This is a genomic window from Fusobacterium sp. (assembly GCF_032477075.1).
In the GTDB taxonomy this organism is placed as follows: Bacteria; Fusobacteriota; Fusobacteriia; order Fusobacteriales; family Fusobacteriaceae; genus Fusobacterium_A.
The window spans coordinates 61,739-82,397 of the sequence record NZ_JAWDXO010000008.1; the positions used below are offsets into that span (position 1 = coordinate 61,739).

Below are 20,659 nucleotides of genomic sequence, written 5' to 3' on the forward strand. Positions count from 1 at the left end.
CACTAGAACTTATATCCTAATCCAGCTCCTACCATCCATTCCCCTTTATTTCTATTTCCTGCATTGCCTTTGTGTGAATCTCTTTCAAATGAATAGCTTCCTTTTACATCAAACAATACTCCATTTTCAAGTTCTAAAGTATACTTAGTACTTAATTCTAAATTATTTTTATTCTTACTTGCTACTAAGATATCAAAATCGCTTCCAACCTCAAATCTTCCTGTAAGTTTATCAGAATCTGCTCCATTTAACAGTCTTGTATAGCTTACTCCTGCTGATAATGTGCTCTTTCCTTTTTCATGTGGTATTACTTTTTTAAGATCTATTCCTACCTCAGCTGATGTATAATCAAATGATTTAGAATCTGTTTTTATTGCAAGAGCTTTGCGTCCTTCATCAGTTCCCTCTTGGTCTACATATGTATATGATAATGTTGCATATGGCTCTAAGAATAGATTATCTCCCACTGGGTTTGAATATCTTCCATTTAAGTAGATATCATAAGTCATATCTGAATACTTATCATTGTAGCTGTATCCTCCTATTGTTGACCTGTCTGCATCATATTCAGAATATTGTATTCCTGCTCCTGCTTTCAATGTTAGGTTTCCTCTGTAGTTTTCTGCAAATACGCCAATATATCCGCTATTTCCTTTTACTTTAGATTTAGATAATTCAGCTTCACTTCTGTTTCCACCTACTGTTACTCCTAAAGCTACATTTTCAGAATATCCATATTTACCCAGGGCGTAAGCTCCAGTTAATTTCATATCTGCTTCTGTATTTAATGAATTTTTTCCATCCAGTTGATATACTTCACCATAATATGTATCTTTAGTTCCTCCATCTATATGAGTAAGTCCACCCATTACCATCCATTTATTCAAGTCAGGTCTGAATATATTTTCTGTTATTATATCTCTGAACATTCCTGCTGATCTTCTTGACAATTCACTTGATACTGTATAAGGAGACTGTGTATATATCTCATTTAGATAAGCTTGAAGATTCTTCATCTGCTCTGATTTAACTGTATCTGCATCATATATTTCTGAGTTTCTGTCAAATAATACTATATTTCTTAAAGCATCAAGATTATCTCCTGTACTGCTGTGGATTCCTTTATAGATTCTATTGATAGAATCAAAATTTTCTGAATCAAATATATCTGAATCTCCTATATTTCCATCATCTGATCCGTCACCTGAACCATCACCTGAACCATCACCTGAACCACCTCCAGTTGAATCTTTTGAGTCTGTGATTTTATCTCCTGATTGACTCATATCAGTAAGACTATCATATGGTTTTAATACTAGTCCCCCATCTTCATCAAACTTATATCCATCTAATGCTGAATTTGTTTCTATAATCATATTTTTTATATGCATATCATCTGTATCTACATACACACCTTGTCCTATTCCATTAGTTATAAATTTAAGTGTTCCTCCATCATCAAGACCTTCCATTACCATTTCTCCATTATTTGAGAATGCATGTCCTGCTTTTTCAAGGTTGTCTTCAGTCTGCTCTCCTAATTTTTTCAGTCTTAGAGTTAGAACTCCTCCTTCTTCTACAGTTAATTCTTTTACCCCAGTCACTGCTGCACTTTCATAAAATGTGACATTGTTCTCTATATTCATATCATTAAATCCAGATATTTCATTGAATATATTCAGACTATCACCATTATTTGATTTACCAGTAAGATTAATAGTATTATCATTTCCAGTTGCTCCCATATTTCCATTTATGAAAGTATTTTCACCAGAAATATTTAGTGTATTTCCCTCTCCATCAATTACTATATTTCCATTTAATATGCTCTCATCTATGCTTAAACTATTTCCAGTTCCTTCAGCTTCTATATCTCCATTCATATAGCTGCCATCTATTGTTAATTTATTTCCATCTCCCTTAATTTTTGCTTCTCCATTTAATATACTGCCATTCTTGAAACTTAAATTATTTTTGTCCCCTTCAGCTGTTATATTTCCATTCTGGATACTTTCATCCATAGTGAATTTATTATTATCTCCATCAATTTTTGTATTTCCGTTTATTGTGCTCATTTTACTTAAATCAAGAGTATTATTTCCAGCTAAATAAATAGTTTCTGATTTCCCATCAACTCCGCCATTAAATGTAGTATTCTCTGCTATAAGGCTTGACCCATCTTCCATTACCATTGCACGCCCATAAGCATTTACTAGTGAACCTAAACTTCCACCTAATTTAACTGTCCCATTTATATCAGGCGTCCCATCTGGATTAGCTGTACCATCAACTACTAAAGTATCTTTTATTCCATTCAGTATATATTGATTAGATGTATTATTATAATTGCTGCCCTTATTACTATTTAAATATGATGATAATATACTTTCGGTTCCTGTTATTTCTTCCCCTTCTCCCTTACTATTGTTTGGTTTAGCATTTATAACATTACGATCTGCCTTCACATCATCTGAGGCTATACAATCTAAAAAATATTGGTTCTCCCCAATAACTGAAAATATTAGTCCTCCATACATTATTTTCCCTGCATCTGATATTAATATATTACTACCATCACCTTCATTTATTATAAGACCATAGTTTATAACTTTTGCTATAGTTCCTGCATCACTTTTTATAGCATTTATTTTTCCATATATAACTCCACCATTACGTAATTCATTTATTTTTTCTCCAGAACCTTCAACTCTCACTCCATAACCATCTTTTGAATTTATAACTCCATCGCTATAGAAAGCACTTATCCCTATTAGTTTTATCCCAGCTGAGTTAGCATTTCCTTCAACTCTTATATTTCCACTATTTGTTATTCCAGCTGTATCATTTACTTGAATACCTACTCCTATATCTTTAGTCGATTTTATGTCCAAGTATCCATAATTTAATATTTTTCCAGAAGTATTTTCTTTAATGTTTATTCCATAAGCATAATTACCTGAACCAGATGCTGTTCCTATTATACGCCCCTTATTTGATATATTTCCTGTTGCATCTACCTTAGATGTAAGTATACCATAACTATTTCCTTCATTAGCAGTACTATTTATTGTTCCAGTATTTTCTATATTTCCTGTTACAGTTCCTTTTGTCCAAATACCATTGCTGTCTCTAGTTGCAGTATTTTCAGTTTCTATAGCACCAGTATTATATATATTTCCATTCAAAGTTCCATTGAGCATCTCAATACCATTACTTGCGTTCTCACTACTAACACTTATAAAACCATCATTTTGTATATCTCCTGTTATAGGCCCATCGAAGGCTATTGCAGCATTAGAATTATTTATCAGCATTCCTTTATTAATCATATCTCCTGTTATTGTTCCAGTCCAATATAGATTATAACCTGATTCTGTTGTTATAATTCCATTATTAACTACATTTCCTTTTGTTGTCCCTCTAAATATCTTTATACCATAACCATTATTAGGGAAATCCTTTTCGTTAAGTGTACCATCTCCATTAGATTCAATATTTCCATTGTTGATTATATCTCCACTTAATTGAGGGTCATTTAATTCTATACCATTTTTTCCACTTATAGTTCCATTATTAGTTATATTCCCTTTCATATTAGGAGCATTATTAATATACTTTAGTTCTATTCCAGTGACTGTTGCTTCTATACTTCCATTATTTATAATAGACAGCTCTTTATTTGTTGGTTTTCCATAAACTGATATTCCTGTATCTCCCTCTGCTGTTATTTTACCATTATTAGTATAAATCTTATTTTCAAAAGTATTTCCTTCGATTTCTGGTTTTGGTTTAACAACTTCAAAATTTTCACCATCCCCTGTTATTTCTACTGCTGCTCCCATCACTGTTGTACATGACAATAGAAATCCTACTACTACTCCTATTGTTATATTTACACTTCTTCTTTTGCTGCTTCTCTTTACTGCTTTCATAATCTTTTCAATCATACTCTTCTCCCCTTTAATTTTTTAAAGTTCGCTTTAAAACACTGTCAAAACCCATATAAAAAAATGTTCTTGTTTATATAAAAAAGAGAACCTTAATTTTTTTATTTATTTCTGAGAGCTCTTAAAACTTAGAATTTTTCATTCAAAAAATTATTAAAATTATTCCATTCTGTCTCCATTGGCAAATATCAGACTTCTGCTCAGAATAGATATCTTATTCCCATATTTTCTTGCTATCAGATTGTTATTTCTTGCCATATTATAGATAGTATTCTTATGTCTTCTTGTTGCTTTGGCTGCTCCCTTTATATCTGTCCACATTCCCAGTTCATCCTCATATCTCTGCTGAATATACTGCTCACAGATATTTCCCTCTTCCAGTTTCTTAAACATATACTCCTCCATAATTTCACTGTAGCTCTTTTTCTTTTCAACATCTTTTTTCATTACTCCTCCCAAGTTCTTTTTCATATATAGAGCATCTGTTTCTATATATGTGAATAATATTATACTTATTTAATTCTTAAAGTCAATAGAAAACCTCATCTTTGTACCTCCATTTAACATGGTTTAACAAAATATAATAAAAATATGGGTGACTTTTAAGTGTAAATATAATTTTACAGCTTTTAGTCCACCCATATTTTTTTAATCTACTTATTTATAATTTTAACTCCATTTTCAAGATATTTTTTTAAAATATCTTCATCCAGCTTTGAATCTGTTATTATTAAATCTAACTTTTCTATATCACATATTTTTATGAGAGAGTTATTTTCTATCTTTGTTGAATCTGCCAGAATAAATATTTCTTCAGCTATTTCAGCCATTTTTCTTTCTACAAGCACTTCTTCAATAAGAAAATCTGTTACCCCTCTTTTTAGAGATATTCCCCCTACACATATAAAGGATTTATCAACAGAAAAATTATTATTTATATAAATTTTTTCATATTCTCATTAAGAAAGTTATTACATTTCTAATTTACTTTTGCAATATTTTAATTCAGCATTATTATTTACTTTTTTTATTCAACTCTGCAATATAAATCTTGGAGTTCATTTTACTTGCAATAGCTGCTACTTTATTAGTATCAGCCTTTGATAAAATAAATCTTCTAGATATCACATCCTTCCCAATATGTAGTTCTACATTGGGTTCAGAGCTTATCGAATCTGTATGAATCGTATTTATTTCACTCCAGTTCCACATATTATGGAACTGAACTCCACAAATAGTATAAAGAATATCCACACCTTCTTGTGAAATTATATGTTTTCTTTCAGAAAAAGTAGCAAGAATCATAATAATTCCAAATGGAAGGTAAAATAAGTTATGATTTACAACAGAATTATAAATAATATAAGCACCAAAAATTATAACCCCAACTTTTACCCATAGTTTTCGCTCTGGCATAATTCCATAATATTTCATAGTACTTCACCTTTTATGTTAGATAGTTTTTTTCTGCAAACTATTATAATTTTCAGCACTTCTTATTTTTGCAAGAGCTTTCATGGCTTTTTCATATGCTTCCTCAGGCGCCTCAGCAGGTCCACGACCTTTTTTCAATTTACCAAATATATTAGTTCTTGAGCCATCAGCATATAAAATATTTCCACCCCAGCTTAAAGTAACAATAGCATAAATAGGATTTATTATATTCATAAAGCAATATGGTAAGTATGAAAGTGTTGGAACTCCAAGTACTGCTGCATGGTATGCCCCACAAGATGACCAAGGGATGAGTGGTGACCATAAAGTTCCTCCATCTTCAAGTGTTCTCGAAAGCATATTTCTACCAAGTCCCATTTCGTCAAAGTTATCTTTATACATTGATGCAGGAATTATTAATCCTAAATATTGGTCACACATAGTTGTAATACAGAACATTGAAGTTGTAACTGTAACAACAACTAACTGGAATGGAGTTTTGACTTTCTTTATTAGTCCACCAAGAAGTGATTCTACTGAACCTATCTTTTGAAGTATTCCACCAAAAGCAACAGCAACTATTACAAGATTATTAGTCCAAAGCATACTATCCATACCACCTCTATTTACAAGCTTTGTGAATAGCGCATTTCCTGATTCAGCTTCATATCCATAGTGTAACATCCTAATGCAGTCAGCAATTCCAGCACCTTGGAAGATTAAAGCAAATGCACATCCAACCAATGAAAGCAGTACTACTGAAGGAATAGCTGGCATCTTTATTACTGCTACTACTATAATCAGTAAAATAGGAACAAGAAGAATTGGACTCATATATGTATAATGTTCAACAATTGCAGCTGATAGCTCATTTGCAAGTGTAGGGTCATAAGTTTCAACCTTTGAAAGTGAAAAAAATGCAAATATAATTATTGCCATAATTAGACTTGGTAATGTTGTAGTTATCATAGCAGCCACATGATCAAAAAGTCCAGTCTGTGCAGAGCCAGCAGCTAGATTTGTTGAATCTGAAAGTGGCGAAAATTTATCCCCACAACATGCCCCTGAAAGAACAGCTCCAGCAATAAGTGCTGGATTCAGTCCCATTGTTGTCCCTATTGCCATAAATGCAATCCCAAGTGTCGCTGATACAGTCCAAGCTGATCCAAGTGCAATCCCTACAACTGCACAAAGAATTGTTACAAAGGGAAGGAATATAGCTGGTGTAAATAACTTTAGTCCATAATATACTACTGCTGGAATAGTACCACATGCAGTAAATGACCCAATCAAACACCCCACAAGAAGAATGATAATTATTGCTTCAAGTGACTGATTAACAGCTTCAAGACCTGATGCAAGCATTTCTTTGTAGTTATATCCACACAACTTTCCAATAATCATAGCAACTCCACATGAAAGAGTTACAGGAATATGAGGATCAAGTCCCCATCCCAATGCATAGTTTGTAATCATTACTGTCAGAAGAAAAACAATTGGAATAATAGCTTCCACTTTGTTAGGCAATCTGACTCTTTTGTTTTTTTCACTCATTAAAATACCTCCAAGAAATTATAATATATAAAATTATAATTTTAGTATAATACTTTCTCCGTCAAGGAAGTGTCAATGAGTATAAATATTATTAAAATATTTATTTCTAATTCTTATTCTTGATATTTATCCATATCTAAAAAAGCATTAACTTCTTTCCCCCAGGAATATTGAGCCATATATTCTCCATGATAGAGTTTTCTGCCTTCTGCAGTATTTTCTTTCCATTTAAAATAATCACACTGGATATCTTCTAAGTTCGCAAGTCCAATTTGACCTCTTTCCCTATATATTATTTTCTCACATCCTAATTTATTCAATACATCCTGCAAGTCCTTTTTCAACATCCTATAGTAAGAATCATGCCCATCTTCCTCCCATAGATTTACAATTACTTCCTTTGAAGTACATCTTGCACCTTTCCTATGAACAAGATATGCCAAAAGCTCTTTTGTCTTGTCAAATTTAAATTTTACAGGTTTTCCATCTATAAGTATATCAAAATTTCCAAAACAGGTTATCTGTATCCTTTGCTTTTCTTTCTCTGCCAGTCCCCTAGGTGCAGAATATCTAAGATTTTCAAGTGCATGGCGTACTTGCTCTACATTCGCTGGCTTCATTATATAATCACTGGCATCCAGTCTAAAAGCTTCTCCCATATAATCTGAGTAACCAGTTACAAATATAAAGTTAGTCTTTGGGTATAATTTTTTAAGCTCATTTGCAAATTCTATCCCATTTAATCCTGGCATTTGTATATCAATAAAGCACACATGAAACTTCTGTTTAGCAAGTTCAAGTGACTTAACAGGATTAATTGCTGTTACTACTTCTGCTTTTTCGTCAACTTCATATATTAATGCTGCAAGATATTCTGCTGCAAGTATCTCATCGTCCAATACTAAGTATTTCACGTCTTTTTCCACTCTCCAGTTTTATATTTTTTCTTTCGCCAGGAATAATAATTTTTACAAGTGTTCCAATTCCTATAAAACTTGTAATTTCAAGCTCTGCCTTAACAATACTTTTTAGCCGTTCTTTTACATTATGTATGCCAACATGTGCTCTTCCATCACTTAATGCCTTTTCTATTTCAAACCCTATTCCATTATCTGAAATTGTTATTACATGATCTCTACCCTTCTTCTCTGTAGAAATTTTTATGGTTCCACCTTCAAGCTTATTACATATTCCATGTTTGACTGCATTTTCTACAATTGGCTGCAATGTAAGAGTTGGCATATTAAAATCATCTGACTTTATATCATATTCTACATTTACCCTATCTCCAAATCTCAATTTTTCTATATCAAGATATATATTTGTATGTTCTAACTCCTTGGAAAAAAGCTGTGTATCATTTTCCCCCATGCTATACATATTTTCCCTAAGATATTCAGAAAACTTTATAGTAGTTTCCTCTGCAAGTTTTGGATTTGTTCGACAAAGTGCAGTTATAGTATTTAATGTGTTGTATAAAAAGTGAGGCTGTATCTGTGAAAGCATCAATGATACTCTCTGCTCCCTCATCTTTATTTCTTTTTCCTCATTTACCTGCTGAGATATATGTACATGTATTACAAGATAATAAAATAAAAAAGCTACAGCATAAGTTTCATTCAATATCCCTGGCCTCATCCCTATTAATTCAATAATATTTGCAGTTATCAGCCATGCTATACAAAAGAAAGCCTGAAGATGATTTACCCCTGTGTTTTTATAAAATTTAAGATTCAATATAAAAAGAAATATGAGCCAATACACCCAGTTTGTCACAATAAAAATATATCTCAAAAGTCCAAGTTCAATACTTCCATCAACTCCAAAATAAAATACCTTATTTTTTAAAAACATACTACAATAAAAAAGGAAATTTACTATTACAGGAATGTAGACTAATTTATTTTTAGGTTCCATTATATTTATGACTATAGCCATAACTAAAGATTTTAAAGAACAATAGACTACCCCTGCTATCATGAGAGATAATCCTATCATAGCCTGATTTTTAAGATAATTCATATAAAATTCTTCTGTAGAAAGAATTAAAAGCAGGGTCATATTTATAATCATTCTTTTTTTTATAAAAATATCCACTGCTGATTTCATGGAAACAACAAAATATGTACCTATTACCATTGCAATAAGTGTATAATTTTCAACAAGATAATTTTGTAAATATGTTTCTCTCACATAATTCACCTCTTATTCTCTTCATTTACTATATTAGTATACAGTCATTTAATTTAAAATTATCATCAAACATATGTCATTTTTTAATATCATCACAGCTCTTAATTTATAGAAATTTAAATATAGTTAAAATAATTAACAATGTCAGCTGATCCTTACTTTTATTATATAATTTTCTCTTTTTCCTCAATAAAAAATTTTGATTTTTACCAATACAAAAAAGCTCCCTTCATAATAAACAGATTTATATTATTTCACTTGTTTACTATAAAGGGAACATTTCATAATGAATAACTATTGATTTTATTTAAAAAATTGCAAAATTGGTACCAAAGGACAAAAAACGATGTAAGACCTCTATAGTAAAAAATTTGAAGTTATTTCATCTCTAATTATATTTTTATTTTATACACTGCTTTTTTTATTTTTTTCTTTTCTCCAACCTTTAAACATGGCATATGAGGTTCTAGTGGAAGGAAAAGAATAAATCTATCTTTTGTCATTTTGCACATTACTTCTATCTCTCCATCTAAGTGATCATAATCTTTTTCTGAATCATAATTATTTCTCTCTTTCAGCACCTCTCTTGCTGAATATCCAAAATTCTCTTCTCCATTAACTATTAACTGAATGTCTATATATTTTTGATGGCTTTCAAAACATGTTTCAGTTACTTCTCTTGTCAATAAATCTTCCTGCACATTAAAATATACATTATCTCCATCTACATCATGTCTTCCTTCAGAAGCATTCAAATAATCTCCAGCCATTATACTCTCAACAGCCCTATCAAAATTAGCAGACATTCCCTTATAGTTTTTTAAATTTTCTAAAGTATCAAATATCATTCTATATCTCCTTTAAATCCTTTACTCTTTATTTTTGGTTTTTTATATTTTTCAACAACTTTATTAAATATATATGAAAATATAATTATTGTTATAACTCCAACAGCAGTTCCATATACTCTGTTAGTATAATAAAGCATAGGTGTCATTCCAGGTTTCTTCATATTGACCATTATAAACATAAAGACTATCCCACCTAGAGAAGCAGGAACTTTTACAAATATTTCTGTTATTATTATTACCAATATTATACCAACCGAGCACCAAAAGGTTCCAGTAAAGCCTGAAAAATATAGAGCAAATGCTACAAATCCTCCAAATACAGTACTGAGAAATCTTTCTTTTGTTCGTAAAAGAAGTTCATTCCATTCAAGTCTAAATGGTACCACAATAGCAAGAGCACAATAATATAGTGTATAATTTGTTATATACACAGGATCAAAAAAATGATTGATAAACTTTATTACTGTTAACCCTAAAATAACAGCCATTCCTGGTTCTAATCCTCTCATTATCTGCTTCTTTAGATCAACTTTCGGCATTGGTGGTACTTTATTTTTCATCTCTTCTTTATCAAAAAACATATTGTAAAGTGTAATTACTATTGATATAGCTGCTACTCCAGCAAAGGTTCCAATCACTCTTTCCATTAGATAAGCAATTGGAGTTCTCTCTGGGTCAACATTCAGCATTATATAAGTAAATGCTATACATCCCACAGAAGATGGAACTCTCATTACTATTTCATTGAAACAGCATACTACACACAGTCCTAATATGTACATAATAAGATTTTCCTGAAATCCTGCATAACATATAATAACTGCTATTACTCCCCCAAATACAGTTGTCATAACTCTTTCATATGCTTGTTTTCTTGTTTTTGAGTCATTCAAATCTGATACATTTAAAGCTCCTATCCCAGCATAAAAATGAGAAAGTTTAAAATAATTACACACCCATATGGATATAGTAACTGCTATAGATACTAAAAATGCTCTCTTTAGTATCTTGACATTTTTTTCTAACATAGCTCTCCTTAGATTACTCAGCCAAAATCATGTCATCTCTCCCCAATGCATGAATCTTTTCAGCTTTTTTTATATGACAAATATATTTTACATATATTTAAAACTATTTTATCTTTTTTGGAGCGTTTTTACAATAGTTTTATACATATAAATCAAATTTATTTTATTTTTCTTTCAAGCCATGCTATTTCTGCATCTATCTCTTTTGAACTATTTTTTCCATTAAATTTTTTGGCTTTTTTATAACAGTCTAAAGCTTCTGTATATTTTCCTATTTTCTTAAAAACTGCTCCTGCCTTTTTGAATATCCATGTATCTCTCCTATTCTCTTCTGTAATTACCTTATTATAATATTTTGCTGCATTTTCATAATCACCAATTTTTTCATAATTAGCAGCTATACTATAATTTTCTACTTTACCGTTTTTTTTTTCACTTTTTTTATAATATTCAGCTGCCTCTTCTCTTCTCCCAAGCTTTGTAAGAATATCAGCTATATTAGAAAAATTATTTGAATCTTCAGGATCATTTTCTTCTACTTTCTTATAATACTCTAAAGCAGTTTCATAATTTTCCATTTCCTTATATACATCTCCAAGTTGACCAAAAAGCCAATTAGATGGTTCTTTTTCTTTATCTTCTTCTGCTTTTTTAAAATACTCTAAAGCTTCTGTATATTTTCCCAGTTTAGTTAAAAGCCATCCATACTCTCCATTTATCCAAGCATCATCTCTTCCCTGCTTCATTGCTCTTTCTATATATATCATAGCTTCTACATATTTATCCTGTTCTCCAAGATTCCAGCCTATTTGTGAATTTAACCAATCATCTGCTTCTTCCATTTCTTCTGCTTTTCTTAAATATTCTAAAGCCTTTTCAAATTCATCAAGCATACCAAGATTCCAACCTATTTCTCTATACAACCAAGCATCTGGACTTTCTTCCATTTTTTCTGCCTTTTTCAGACATTCTAAAGCTTCTTTATATTTATCTAATTTTCCTAAATTCCATCCTAATTCTCTGTTAACCCAAGAATCATCCCTTCCTAATTCTTTGGCTTTTCTCAAATAGGATATAGCTTCATCTACTTCTCCTAATTTTCCTAAATTCCATGCAAACTCTGTACAAATCCAAGGAGTTAGATTTTCTTTATCCTCTGCTTTTCTTAAATACTCCAGAGCCTCTTTTGGTTTTTTCATTCTTCCTATATTCCAAGCGATTTCTCTATATAGCCACTTACTGCTGTCTCCTTGTTCTTCTGCCTTTTTCAATCTTTCAACAGCTTCTTCATATTTCCCTAATTTTCCTAAATTCCAACCTATTTCAGTATTCAGCCATGAATCAGCTTCTTCAAGCTCTTCTGCTTTCATTAGATATTTTAGAGCTTCTTCTTCTCTATCTCCTTCTAATCTTCCAATACACCACCCATATTCTCTAAAGAACCATGCATCATCTCTTCCCATATCTTCAACTTTTTTCAGATACTCATAAGCTTTTTCGTATTGATCTAATCTATCATAATTCCACCCTATCTCACTATTGATCCATTCATCATCTCTTCCTAACTCACTTGCTTTTAAAAGGTGTTCTAAAGCTTCTTCATTTTTTTCTATTTTTCCCAAATTCCATGCAAGAGTAGAAAATATCCATGTGTCATCTCTTCCTTGTTCTACTGCTTTTTTCAGATAAGCAATAGCTTCTTCATCTCTACCCATTTTTCCTAAGTTCCAACCTATTTGTGAATTTGTCCATGCATCAGGTTCTTTCATTTTTTCTGATATAATAAGATTTTCAAGAGCTTCTTCATATTTTTTCAATATACCTAAATTCCAACCTAGTTCTTCAAATATCCAGTTGTCATCTCTTCCTAGTTCTTTTGCTCTGTTCAGATAGTATACTGCTTCTTCATTTCTGTCTAATCTTCCCATATTCCAACCTAATTCACTATTGATCCATACATCATCTCTTCCTAGTTCTTTTGCTCTATTCAGATAATATACTGCCTCTTTATTTTTTCCTAAAGCTCCTAAATTCCAACCTATTTCACAACATAGCCATGGATTTTCTTCTTCTTCTCCCTCTACTTTTCTTAAATATTCCAATGCTTCTTCTCTTCTTCCTAATTTCCCCAGTATCCATCCTGTTGTTGAATTAGTCCATGTATCTGTTTTACCAGTTATTTCATTTTCAGTAAGGAGTTCTAGAGCTTTGTCATACTCCTGATTTTCTAAAAGTTCATCTACCTTGTTTTTTAAATCTTCCATTTTTCCTCCTTATTCTATGTTTAAAAACATTGTCCTGTTAAGTGTTTCAAATCCCTTTGCTTCATAAAAAGATAAAGCTTCAAAATTCTGTTCATAAACTTTTAATTCTATTCTGTTTATATCCCAATCTCTAGCCCAGTCTATAACGCAATCTACAAGCATGCTTCCTATTCCATGCCCTTTAAATTTTTCACTAACCACAAGATTATCCAATACCACCCATTTCATATCTACTTTCACTGGAAAAGGCTGATTTTTAGTAACCATAACTTCTGCTATTCCCACTACTTCTCCCCCACGTTCAGCTACAAATATTTCTCTATACGGGGTTGCTATAATATTTTTGATATACTCAATAGGTCTGCCTTCCTCTTCTGGTTTTTTAAAAAGTTCTGGATATTTTTCCAAATGAAGTTCATCAACTTCTTTATACAAAATATTAAGACTTTCTATATCTTCTAATTTTACTGTTCTTATTATTATATCCATTTCTCCCCCCTTACATTAAGTATTCCTCTTCTAAAATAAAAAGAGGTAAGCTTCTGAGCCTTCCTCTTTATTTTAACATTATAATAGATTTTCTGCTAGACTGATTATTTTATTCTAATATATGAAGCTGTAAATATTATCATAATATCTTTTACTTTTTATTTTTTATCTTCATTTATTAATATGTATAGAAGAACTTTTATATCAACATTTTATCTGTGTATAATTATTTTCACTTAGAGATATGATATTTTAAAACATTATATACTTTTTCATTTTTATAAATAGTGCCAATCTTTATATTAAATTCAATATTAAACAATATGTTTTTCTTACAATAACTTTCATTAACAAAAATTTTTCTAGTTTCTCCAAAGTACAGCCATAAAAGAAAAATAATTGACATATTCAAAATAAAAACAGGCATATAATACACCTGTTTTCCTCTTTTAATATATTATAATAATTTTTCAGCCAAACGAACTTTTACTAAAGCTTCATTTAGATTCTTTTCAGTCAGTAGAATATCTTTATCCTCTTTCATTTTATCTAATTTTGCCTTGGCTTCTTCAGCCTCTTTTCTAGCTCTTTCCAGATCTATCATTTCACAAGGCATAGCTTCATCTGCTAATACAGTTACAACATTATTAGATATTTCAAGAAATCCTCCTGATACATAATAGCATTTTTCATTGCCATCAAGTCTGATTTTCATTTCACCAATAGCAAGTCCTGCAACAAAAGGTGAGTGATTAGGAAGTATTCCCATTTCTCCTTCAGTAGTTCTCACAAGAAGAAATTCTGCTTCCTGTTCCAAAACTTTTTCTTGATAATTTACAACCTTGACTTTAAAAGTTGCCATAATTATTCATCCCCTTTCATAAGGTCTCTTCCTTTAGTTACTGCCTCCTCTATAGTTCCTACAAATAGGAAAGCTTGTTCAGGGATATCATCATGTTTACCTTCAAGTATTTCTTTAAATCCTCTAATAGTATCTTTTACAGTAACATATTTTCCTTCCATTCCAGTAAACTGTTCAGCAACAGAGAATGGTTGAGAGAAGAATCTTTGAATTTTTCTAGCTCTCGATACTGTAAGTTTATCTTCATCAGACAATTCATCCATACCTAGGATAGCAATAATATCTTGAAGCTCTTTATATCTTTGAAGAACTTCCTGTACTTCTCTGGCTACCTCATAATGTTCTTTTCCTACTACATCAGCTGATAAAGCTTTTGATGTAGAATCAAGAGGGTCAACTGCTGGATAGATACCTAAAGAAGCTATATTTCTAGATAAAACTGTAGTTGCATCCAAATGTGAGAATGTAGTTGCTGGTGCAGGGTCAGTAAGGTCATCTGCTGGCACATATACAGCTTGTACAGATGTTATTGACCCTGATTTAGTTGAAGTAATTCTTTCTTGTAAAGTTCCCATTTCTGTAGCAAGATTAGGTTGATATCCAACAGCTGATGGCATTCTTCCTAATAATGCTGATACTTCAGAACCTGCTTGAGTAAATCTGAATATATTATCTATGAATAGAAGAACGTCTTGTCCATCCTTATCTCTAAAGTTTTCTGCAATAGTAAGTCCTGTAAGTCCTACTCTAAGTCTTGCTCCAGGAGGCTCATTCATCTGTCCATAAACTAGAGATGTCTTAGACAAAACTCCTGATTCAGTCATTTCATCATAAAGATCTCTACCTTCTCTTGTTCTTTCTCCAACTCCAGCAAAAACTGAAAGTCCTCCATGTCCCTTAGCAATATTGTTAATAAGTTCCATGATAAGAACTGTTTTTCCAACTCCAGCTCCTCCAAATAGTCCAATTTTTCCACCTTTTATATATGGTGCCAATAAATCAATTACTTTTATTCCTGTTTCAAAGATTTCAGTTTCAGTTTCCTGTTCTTCAAAACTTGGAGCATCTCTATGTATAGGAAGAAATTCTTCAGTTTCAATAGGTCCACCATCATCAACTGGCTGACCTAGAACATTTAATATTCTTCCAAGAACTGCTTTCCCTACTGGTACTTTTATAGGGGAACCAGTATCTATTACTTCCATACCTCTTTGAAGACCATCAGTAGAATCCATTGCTACTGCTCTTATTACATTGTTACCTAGATGCTGTTGAACTTCAAGCACAAGTTCTTTATCTCCAACTTTTACTTTCAATGCATTATATATACTAGGCAGCTGGTCTTTAAAAGACACGTCTACAACGGCACTGATAATCTGTGTTATAGTTCCTTTGTTCTCCACGCTATTGCCTCCTTATCTTTAATTTAGAGCTGCTGCTCCACCAACTATTTCAGTTATTTCTTGAGTAATAGCTGATTGTCTCTCTCTATTATATTTCAGATTAAGCTCTTTTATCATTTCTTCTGCATTATCTGTAGCACTCTTCATTGAATTTTTTCTTGCTGAATGTTCACTTGCAGTATTATTTAAAAGAGCCTGATATATCTCAACATTCAAATATTTAGGAAGAAGTGCAGATAAAATAGTTTCTGCATCTGGTTCAAAAATATATGCTGTATTTTCTGTAGCTTCTACTCTTTCTATAGGAATAAGTTTTCTTACTAAAAGGTCACTTCTTAAAGCTGATACAAATTTATTATAGATCATATACACTTCATCAAAAATACCATTATAGTAATATTCAACTATATTTTCACTTATCTCTTTTGCCTTGTCTCCCATAGTTTCAGGAATAAGCTGGATATAGCTTGCTTTCAGATCATACTTTCTCTTAGAGCAGTATTCTCTTCCTTTTCTCCCTATAGCAATCACTGAAACCTCTTTTCCACTATTTTTTCTCATGATTTTTTCCATTTCTCTAAGAGTATTGTTATTAAATCCTCCACAGAGTCCTCTGTCAGATGTCATAACTATTACACCTATCTTTTTGACTTCTTCCCTTCCATCAAAAAGAGGATGTTTTTCACTCTTAACTCCTGCTGCTATATTAGACAGGATATTATGGATACTTTCAGCATAAGGTCTTGATTTAGTTACTAGTGCTGAAAATCTCTTGAATTTTGTAGTAGAAACAATTTCCATAGCTTTAGTGATCTGGTGAGTAGACTGAACACTTTTAATTCTGCTTTTTATCTCTTTAGCTCCAGCCATTATCCCACCTCTTTTTAGTTAAAGTTTTTTTTGAAAGCATTTATAGCTTCTCCCAATTTTGTTTCCATCTCTTTGCTTAAAGCTTTTTTCTCTTTTATCTCAGCCAAAATATCTGTAGTATTTCTAAGCTCTGTTAAAAGTTCTTCTTCAAATCTTCTTACTTTATCCACATCTATTGAATCAAGGTATCCATTAATTACAGTAAAGAATGCAACTACTTGTTCTTCAACTGGGAAAGGTTTATATTGTGGTTGTTTTAAAACCTCCATAATTCTGTTTCCTCTTTCCAATTGAGCCTTTGTAGATTTATCAAGGTCTGATCCAAATTGTGCAAATGTCAATAATTCTGTATATTGAGCTAATTCAAGTTTTACTTTAGAAGCAACCTGTTTCATCGCTTTTATTTGTGCAGAACCTCCAACTCTTGATACAGATATACCAGCATTTATAGCAGGTCTGAAACCAGAGTTAAATAACTGAGAGTCTAGAAATATCTGCCCATCAGTAATAGAAATTACATTTGTAGGAATGTATGCTGATACATCTCCTGCTTGTGTTTCTATTATAGGAAGGGCTGTTATAGATCCCCCTCCTAATTTATCAGATAATTTAGCTGCTCTTTCAAGTAATCTTGAATGAAGATAAAATACATCTCCAGGGTAAGCTTCTCTTCCAGGTGGTCTTTTAAGCAATAGCGACATTTCTCTGTATGCTACTGCATGTTTTGATAAATCATCATATACTATAAGCACATGCTCCCCTTTATCTAAGAAATATTCTCCCATAGATACCCCTGAATATGGGGCCATATATTGTAATGGAGCTGCTTCTGATGCTGTAGCTGCAACTATAGTTGTATATTCCATAGCTCCTGCATCTTCCAGTTTTTTATATATTTGAGCAACAGTAGATCTTTTTTGTCCAATTGCAACATAAATACACTTTACTCCTGTTCCTTTTTGATTAAGGATAGCATCAATAGCAATAGCTGTTTTTCCTGTCTGTCTGTCTCCAATTATAAGTTCTCTTTGTCCTCTACCAATAGGTACCATTCCATCAATAGATTTAATCCCTGTTTGTAATGGTTCAAATACTGGTTTTCTAGAGATAATACCTGATGCTTTTCTTTCTATTTCCATGTATTTTTCAGCTTTAATTTCACCTTTTCCATCAATTGGTTCTCCTAGAGCATTTACTACCCTTCCTAACAGAGATTCTCCAGCTGGAACAGATACAACTCTTCCTGTTGCCCTTACTTCATCTCCTTCTTTTATCAGAGAGAAGTTTCCAAGTATAACTGCTCCTACATTATCTTCTTCAAGGTTCAATGCCATTCCCATAACTCCATGAGGAAATTCCAACAATTCCCCTGACATTGCACTGCTCAATCCATAAACTCTGGCTATACCATCTCCTACTTCCAGAACAGAACCTGAAGTTTTTATATCAAGACTTTTCTTATAGTTCTCAATTTCATTTTTGATTATGCTGCTTACTTCTTCTGGTCTAATTTTCAACTGATTACACCTCCTGCTTTCCAAGCCTTTCTATTTTTTTCTTAGGAAATTCAACTCTTTACGTATAGACCCATCAGTTACCTGATCTCCTATTTTGATAATACCCCCACCTATGATGGATTTATCTATCTTTATATCAAGGTTGATTTTTTTCTCAGTTTTTTTCATTAATTTTTCTATTAATTTTTTCTTTTGTAGCTCACTTGGTTCAACAGCAAAGGTTGCCTCAACATCAAGTATCTGATTTTTTTCATAGTATATTTTCAGATATTCTGCCACAATATTTCTTATATTCACTATTCTTTTTTTATCAAGAATATAAAATATTATATTTAAAATACCCTCATCAGAATCTTTAAAAATAGAACTTAAAACTTTTTTCTTTTCATCTTCTTCAATAAGAGGATGTGTAATAAAAGTTTTAAATTCACCATCATTTTTATATAATTCCATAAGATCGTTTAATTTTTCATAAATAGGTTTTACTTTGTCAGTAGATTCAGCGATTTCATAGATAGCTTCAGCATATCTTCTTCCTACTTGATTTTCTATCATCTTTCTTCCCCTACCTCTTCTATAAACTCATCTATTAAGGTAGACCCAAGTTTAGGATTTATTTTTTGTTCAATCAGTTTTTCAGCCAATCTCACAGCTAAATCTTTTACCTCATCTTGAAGTTCTTTTCTTACATCTGACTTCATTTTAACAGCTTCAAGTTCAGCATTTTTTACAATCTTATCTCTTTGATCTTTAGCTTCACTTAAGATATTTTCTCTTCTTTCATCTGCTTTATGTTCAGCTGTTTTTAATATTTCATTTGCTTGAAATTTAGCTTTTTTGAGTATTTCTTCAGCTTCTTTTTGAAGTTTCATTGCTGCTTCTTTATTTGCATTAGCTTCATTTAAATCGCTTGTTATTTTTGATTTTCTTGTCTCAAGCATTTTTCCTAAAGGTTTCTTAAAATATTTATTAAATACAAAGACAAGTATAAAAAAGTTGATTATCTGCCAGAACATATTGACATCTATCGATACTACTGGCATAATTGTTGTCGCCAAATTTTCTACCTCCTTTCCAGATGATGATAAATTCCTCTTTTACTTTAAAGAAATTATCCTAACATTCCTATGAAAGGGTTAGCATATAATAATATCAAAGCTATAACTAGAGAGTAAATACCTGTTGATTCTGCAACTGCTTGTCCTAGTATCATTGTAGAGATAATATTTCCTTTTGCTTCTGGCTGTCTAGCTACTGCTTCTACTGCTTTACCTGCTGCATAACCTTCTCCGATTCCTGGTCCTAATCCAGCTATCATTGCACAACCTGCTCCAATTGCTGATGCTGCCAATACTATAGTTTTTGCTAATAACATTTCATTCATAATTTTATTACCTCCTAAAATTCTATTATTTTATCTAATCTGTATACTCTGTATCTCCTAAAGAGCTTTGAATATATACCATACTCAACATGATAAATACAAAACTTTGTACTAATCCCATAAACAAATCAAAGTACAAGTGTAAAGGGGCTGGAACTATTGCTGGTGCTGCCATATATAGAAGCCCCATAATAACTCCTCCTGCAAACATATTTCCAAAAAGTCTGACAGATATGTTTACTGGTTTAGCAAACTCTCCAACTATGTTTAAAGGAAGCATAACTGGTATTGGCTCAGCAAATCCTTTCAAATATCCTCCTAAGCCGTTTGTTGATATATTTGCTTTTAGAAAAGCAAATGTTGTAAGTAATGCCAATCCCACTGTAGTATTCAAATCAGCTGTTGGTGATCTAAAAGCTGGCGCTAACTGAAACACTCCATTTTCCATAGAATACCATGGTATAGGAAAAAATGTTACTATGTTAGATGTGAATATAAATAAAAAAAGCGTCGATATGTAGGAAAAATATTTCTTCTTCCATGATCCCATCATCTGGCCAATTATGCCATCTAGAAAGTCATATATACTTTCAAGCATTATTTGAGCCTTCCCTGGTATCATTTCCAGTCTTTTAGTTCCCAGTTTAAATAAAATAAATAGTGCCAAAATGATAAACCAAGTGGTCACAACTGTTATTGTTACTGGCAACCCATATCCTCCATTGGCCATTTCCATTGCAAATGGCATCTTATGAAGAAATTCAGGAAGAGGGAGAAAAAATACAATTTTTGGTCCTTCCACCAAAGGGGGTGTTACGAACTCTATTGCTCCTAATCTCATCTGTTAAAACCCTCCTTTCATT

At 31.8% G+C, this 20,659-nt stretch carries 19 protein-coding genes; all 19 read right to left on the minus strand.

The annotated features are described in order from the left end of the window. Positions 1–2 precede the first annotated feature (2 nt). Positions 3–3,947: an autotransporter outer membrane beta-barrel domain-containing protein gene (locus tag E6771_RS05285; protein WP_316090101.1), complete on the minus strand. Its 3,945-nt coding sequence runs from the start codon at positions 3,945–3,947 to the stop codon at positions 3–5. 159 nt (positions 3,948–4,106) lie between these two features. After that, positions 4,107–4,394, minus strand: a complete 288-nt coding sequence (locus E6771_RS05290; RefSeq protein WP_316090102.1) for a DNA-binding protein — start codon at positions 4,392–4,394, stop codon at positions 4,107–4,109. A 206-nt stretch (positions 4,395–4,600) separates the two neighbouring features. Further along, entirely contained in the window at positions 4,601–4,891 is a 291-nt protein-coding gene (locus E6771_RS05295) for a hypothetical protein (protein WP_316090134.1), read from the minus strand. Positions 4,892–4,961: 70 nt separating this feature from the next. Further along, a complete protein-coding gene (locus E6771_RS05300) occupies positions 4,962–5,381 on the minus strand; it encodes a hypothetical protein (RefSeq protein ID WP_316090103.1) in 420 nt (139 codons plus the stop codon). Positions 5,382–5,399: 18 nt separating this feature from the next. Next, positions 5,400–6,935, minus strand: a complete 1,536-nt coding sequence (gene nhaC, locus E6771_RS05305) for a Na+/H+ antiporter NhaC (protein ID WP_316090104.1) — start codon at positions 6,933–6,935, stop codon at positions 5,400–5,402. A 113-nt stretch (positions 6,936–7,048) separates the two neighbouring features. Beyond that, a complete protein-coding gene (locus tag E6771_RS05310) occupies positions 7,049–7,849 on the minus strand; it encodes a LytR/AlgR family response regulator transcription factor (RefSeq protein WP_316090105.1) in 801 nt (266 codons plus the stop codon). Continuing rightward, positions 7,824–9,128 carry a sensor histidine kinase gene (locus tag E6771_RS05315; RefSeq protein ID WP_316090106.1) on the minus strand — a complete coding sequence of 435 codons (1,305 nt, stop codon included), beginning with the start codon at positions 9,126–9,128 and terminating at the stop codon, positions 7,824–7,826. Before E6771_RS05315 ends, E6771_RS05310 begins: the two co-directional genes overlap by 26 nt. 392 nt (positions 9,129–9,520) lie before the next feature. Then, positions 9,521–9,976: a YhcH/YjgK/YiaL family protein gene (locus E6771_RS05320; protein WP_316090108.1), complete on the minus strand. Its 456-nt coding sequence runs from the start codon at positions 9,974–9,976 to the stop codon at positions 9,521–9,523. After that, on the minus strand, positions 9,973–11,007 hold the full coding sequence (locus E6771_RS05325; RefSeq protein WP_316090109.1) for an FUSC family protein: 1,035 nt from the start codon (positions 11,005–11,007) through the stop codon (positions 9,973–9,975). The genes E6771_RS05320 and E6771_RS05325 overlap by 4 nt, the downstream gene beginning before the upstream one ends. A gap of 158 nt (positions 11,008–11,165) precedes the next feature. Continuing rightward, complete coding sequence (locus E6771_RS05330; RefSeq protein WP_316090110.1) at positions 11,166–13,271, minus strand: tetratricopeptide repeat protein; 2,106 nt, start codon at positions 13,269–13,271, stop codon at positions 11,166–11,168. 9 nt (positions 13,272–13,280) lie between these two features. Next, positions 13,281–13,760, minus strand: coding sequence for a GNAT family N-acetyltransferase (locus E6771_RS05335; RefSeq protein ID WP_316090111.1), 480 nt, complete (start codon positions 13,758–13,760; stop codon positions 13,281–13,283). Positions 13,761–14,217: 457 nt separating this feature from the next. Beyond that, positions 14,218–14,622 (minus strand): ATP synthase F1 subunit epsilon, encoded by a 405-nt coding sequence (gene atpC / locus E6771_RS05340; RefSeq protein WP_316090113.1) that lies wholly within the window; start codon positions 14,620–14,622, stop codon positions 14,218–14,220. A 2-nt stretch (positions 14,623–14,624) separates the two neighbouring features. Then, the gene (gene atpD, locus E6771_RS05345; RefSeq protein WP_316090114.1) at positions 14,625–16,025 is read right to left on the minus strand and encodes a F0F1 ATP synthase subunit beta; all 1,401 of its coding nucleotides are present in this window, start codon (positions 16,023–16,025) and stop codon (positions 14,625–14,627) included. Positions 16,026–16,043: 18 nt separating this feature from the next. After that, complete coding sequence (gene atpG, locus E6771_RS05350; protein WP_316090115.1) at positions 16,044–16,895, minus strand: ATP synthase F1 subunit gamma; 852 nt, start codon at positions 16,893–16,895, stop codon at positions 16,044–16,046. A 14-nt stretch (positions 16,896–16,909) separates the two neighbouring features. Next, positions 16,910–18,412, minus strand: coding sequence for a F0F1 ATP synthase subunit alpha (atpA, locus tag E6771_RS05355; RefSeq protein WP_316090116.1), 1,503 nt, complete (start codon positions 18,410–18,412; stop codon positions 16,910–16,912). 30 nt (positions 18,413–18,442) lie between these two features. After that, positions 18,443–18,967, minus strand: a complete 525-nt coding sequence (gene atpH, locus E6771_RS05360) for an ATP synthase F1 subunit delta (RefSeq protein ID WP_316090117.1) — start codon at positions 18,965–18,967, stop codon at positions 18,443–18,445. Further along, entirely contained in the window at positions 18,964–19,470 is a 507-nt protein-coding gene (gene atpF / locus E6771_RS05365; protein ID WP_316090119.1) for a F0F1 ATP synthase subunit B, read from the minus strand. Before atpF ends, atpH begins: the two co-directional genes overlap by 4 nt. Before the next feature lie 53 nt (positions 19,471–19,523). Continuing rightward, positions 19,524–19,796: an ATP synthase F0 subunit C gene (atpE, locus tag E6771_RS05370; protein WP_316090120.1), complete on the minus strand. Its 273-nt coding sequence runs from the start codon at positions 19,794–19,796 to the stop codon at positions 19,524–19,526. Positions 19,797–19,830: 34 nt separating this feature from the next. Further along, positions 19,831–20,637 (minus strand): F0F1 ATP synthase subunit A, encoded by an 807-nt coding sequence (gene atpB, locus E6771_RS05375; RefSeq protein WP_316090121.1) that lies wholly within the window; start codon positions 20,635–20,637, stop codon positions 19,831–19,833. Between the last annotated feature and the right edge of the window lie 22 nt (positions 20,638–20,659).

What these genes read in the sequence shown, in the direction of transcription:
- E6771_RS05285 (WP_316090101.1), bottom strand. Translation starts at nt 3,947, where the DNA reads ATGATTGAAAAGATTATGAAAGCAGTAAAGAGAAGCAGCAAAAGAAGA.
- atpB (WP_316090121.1), bottom strand. Translation starts at nt 20,637, where the DNA reads ATGAGATTAGGAGCAATAGAGTTCGTAACACCCCCTTTGGTGGAAGGA.
- E6771_RS05325 (WP_316090109.1), bottom strand. Translation starts at nt 11,007, where the DNA reads ATGTTAGAAAAAAATGTCAAGATACTAAAGAGAGCATTTTTAGTATCT.
- E6771_RS05320 (WP_316090108.1), bottom strand. Translation starts at nt 9,976, where the DNA reads ATGATATTTGATACTTTAGAAAATTTAAAAAACTATAAGGGAATGTCT.
- E6771_RS05335 (WP_316090111.1), bottom strand. Translation starts at nt 13,760, where the DNA reads ATGGATATAATAATAAGAACAGTAAAATTAGAAGATATAGAAAGTCTT.
- E6771_RS05290 (WP_316090102.1), bottom strand. Translation starts at nt 4,394, where the DNA reads ATGAAAAAAGATGTTGAAAAGAAAAAGAGCTACAGTGAAATTATGGAG.
- atpC (WP_316090113.1), bottom strand. Translation starts at nt 14,622, where the DNA reads ATGGCAACTTTTAAAGTCAAGGTTGTAAATTATCAAGAAAAAGTTTTG.
- atpG (WP_316090115.1), bottom strand. Translation starts at nt 16,895, where the DNA reads ATGGCTGGAGCTAAAGAGATAAAAAGCAGAATTAAAAGTGTTCAGTCT.
- atpE (WP_316090120.1), bottom strand. Translation starts at nt 19,796, where the DNA reads ATGAATGAAATGTTATTAGCAAAAACTATAGTATTGGCAGCATCAGCA.
- atpH (WP_316090117.1), bottom strand. Translation starts at nt 18,967, where the DNA reads ATGATAGAAAATCAAGTAGGAAGAAGATATGCTGAAGCTATCTATGAA.
- E6771_RS05330 (WP_316090110.1), bottom strand. Translation starts at nt 13,271, where the DNA reads ATGGAAGATTTAAAAAACAAGGTAGATGAACTTTTAGAAAATCAGGAG.
- nhaC (WP_316090104.1), bottom strand. Translation starts at nt 6,935, where the DNA reads ATGAGTGAAAAAAACAAAAGAGTCAGATTGCCTAACAAAGTGGAAGCT.
- E6771_RS05300 (WP_316090103.1), bottom strand. Translation starts at nt 5,381, where the DNA reads ATGAAATATTATGGAATTATGCCAGAGCGAAAACTATGGGTAAAAGTT.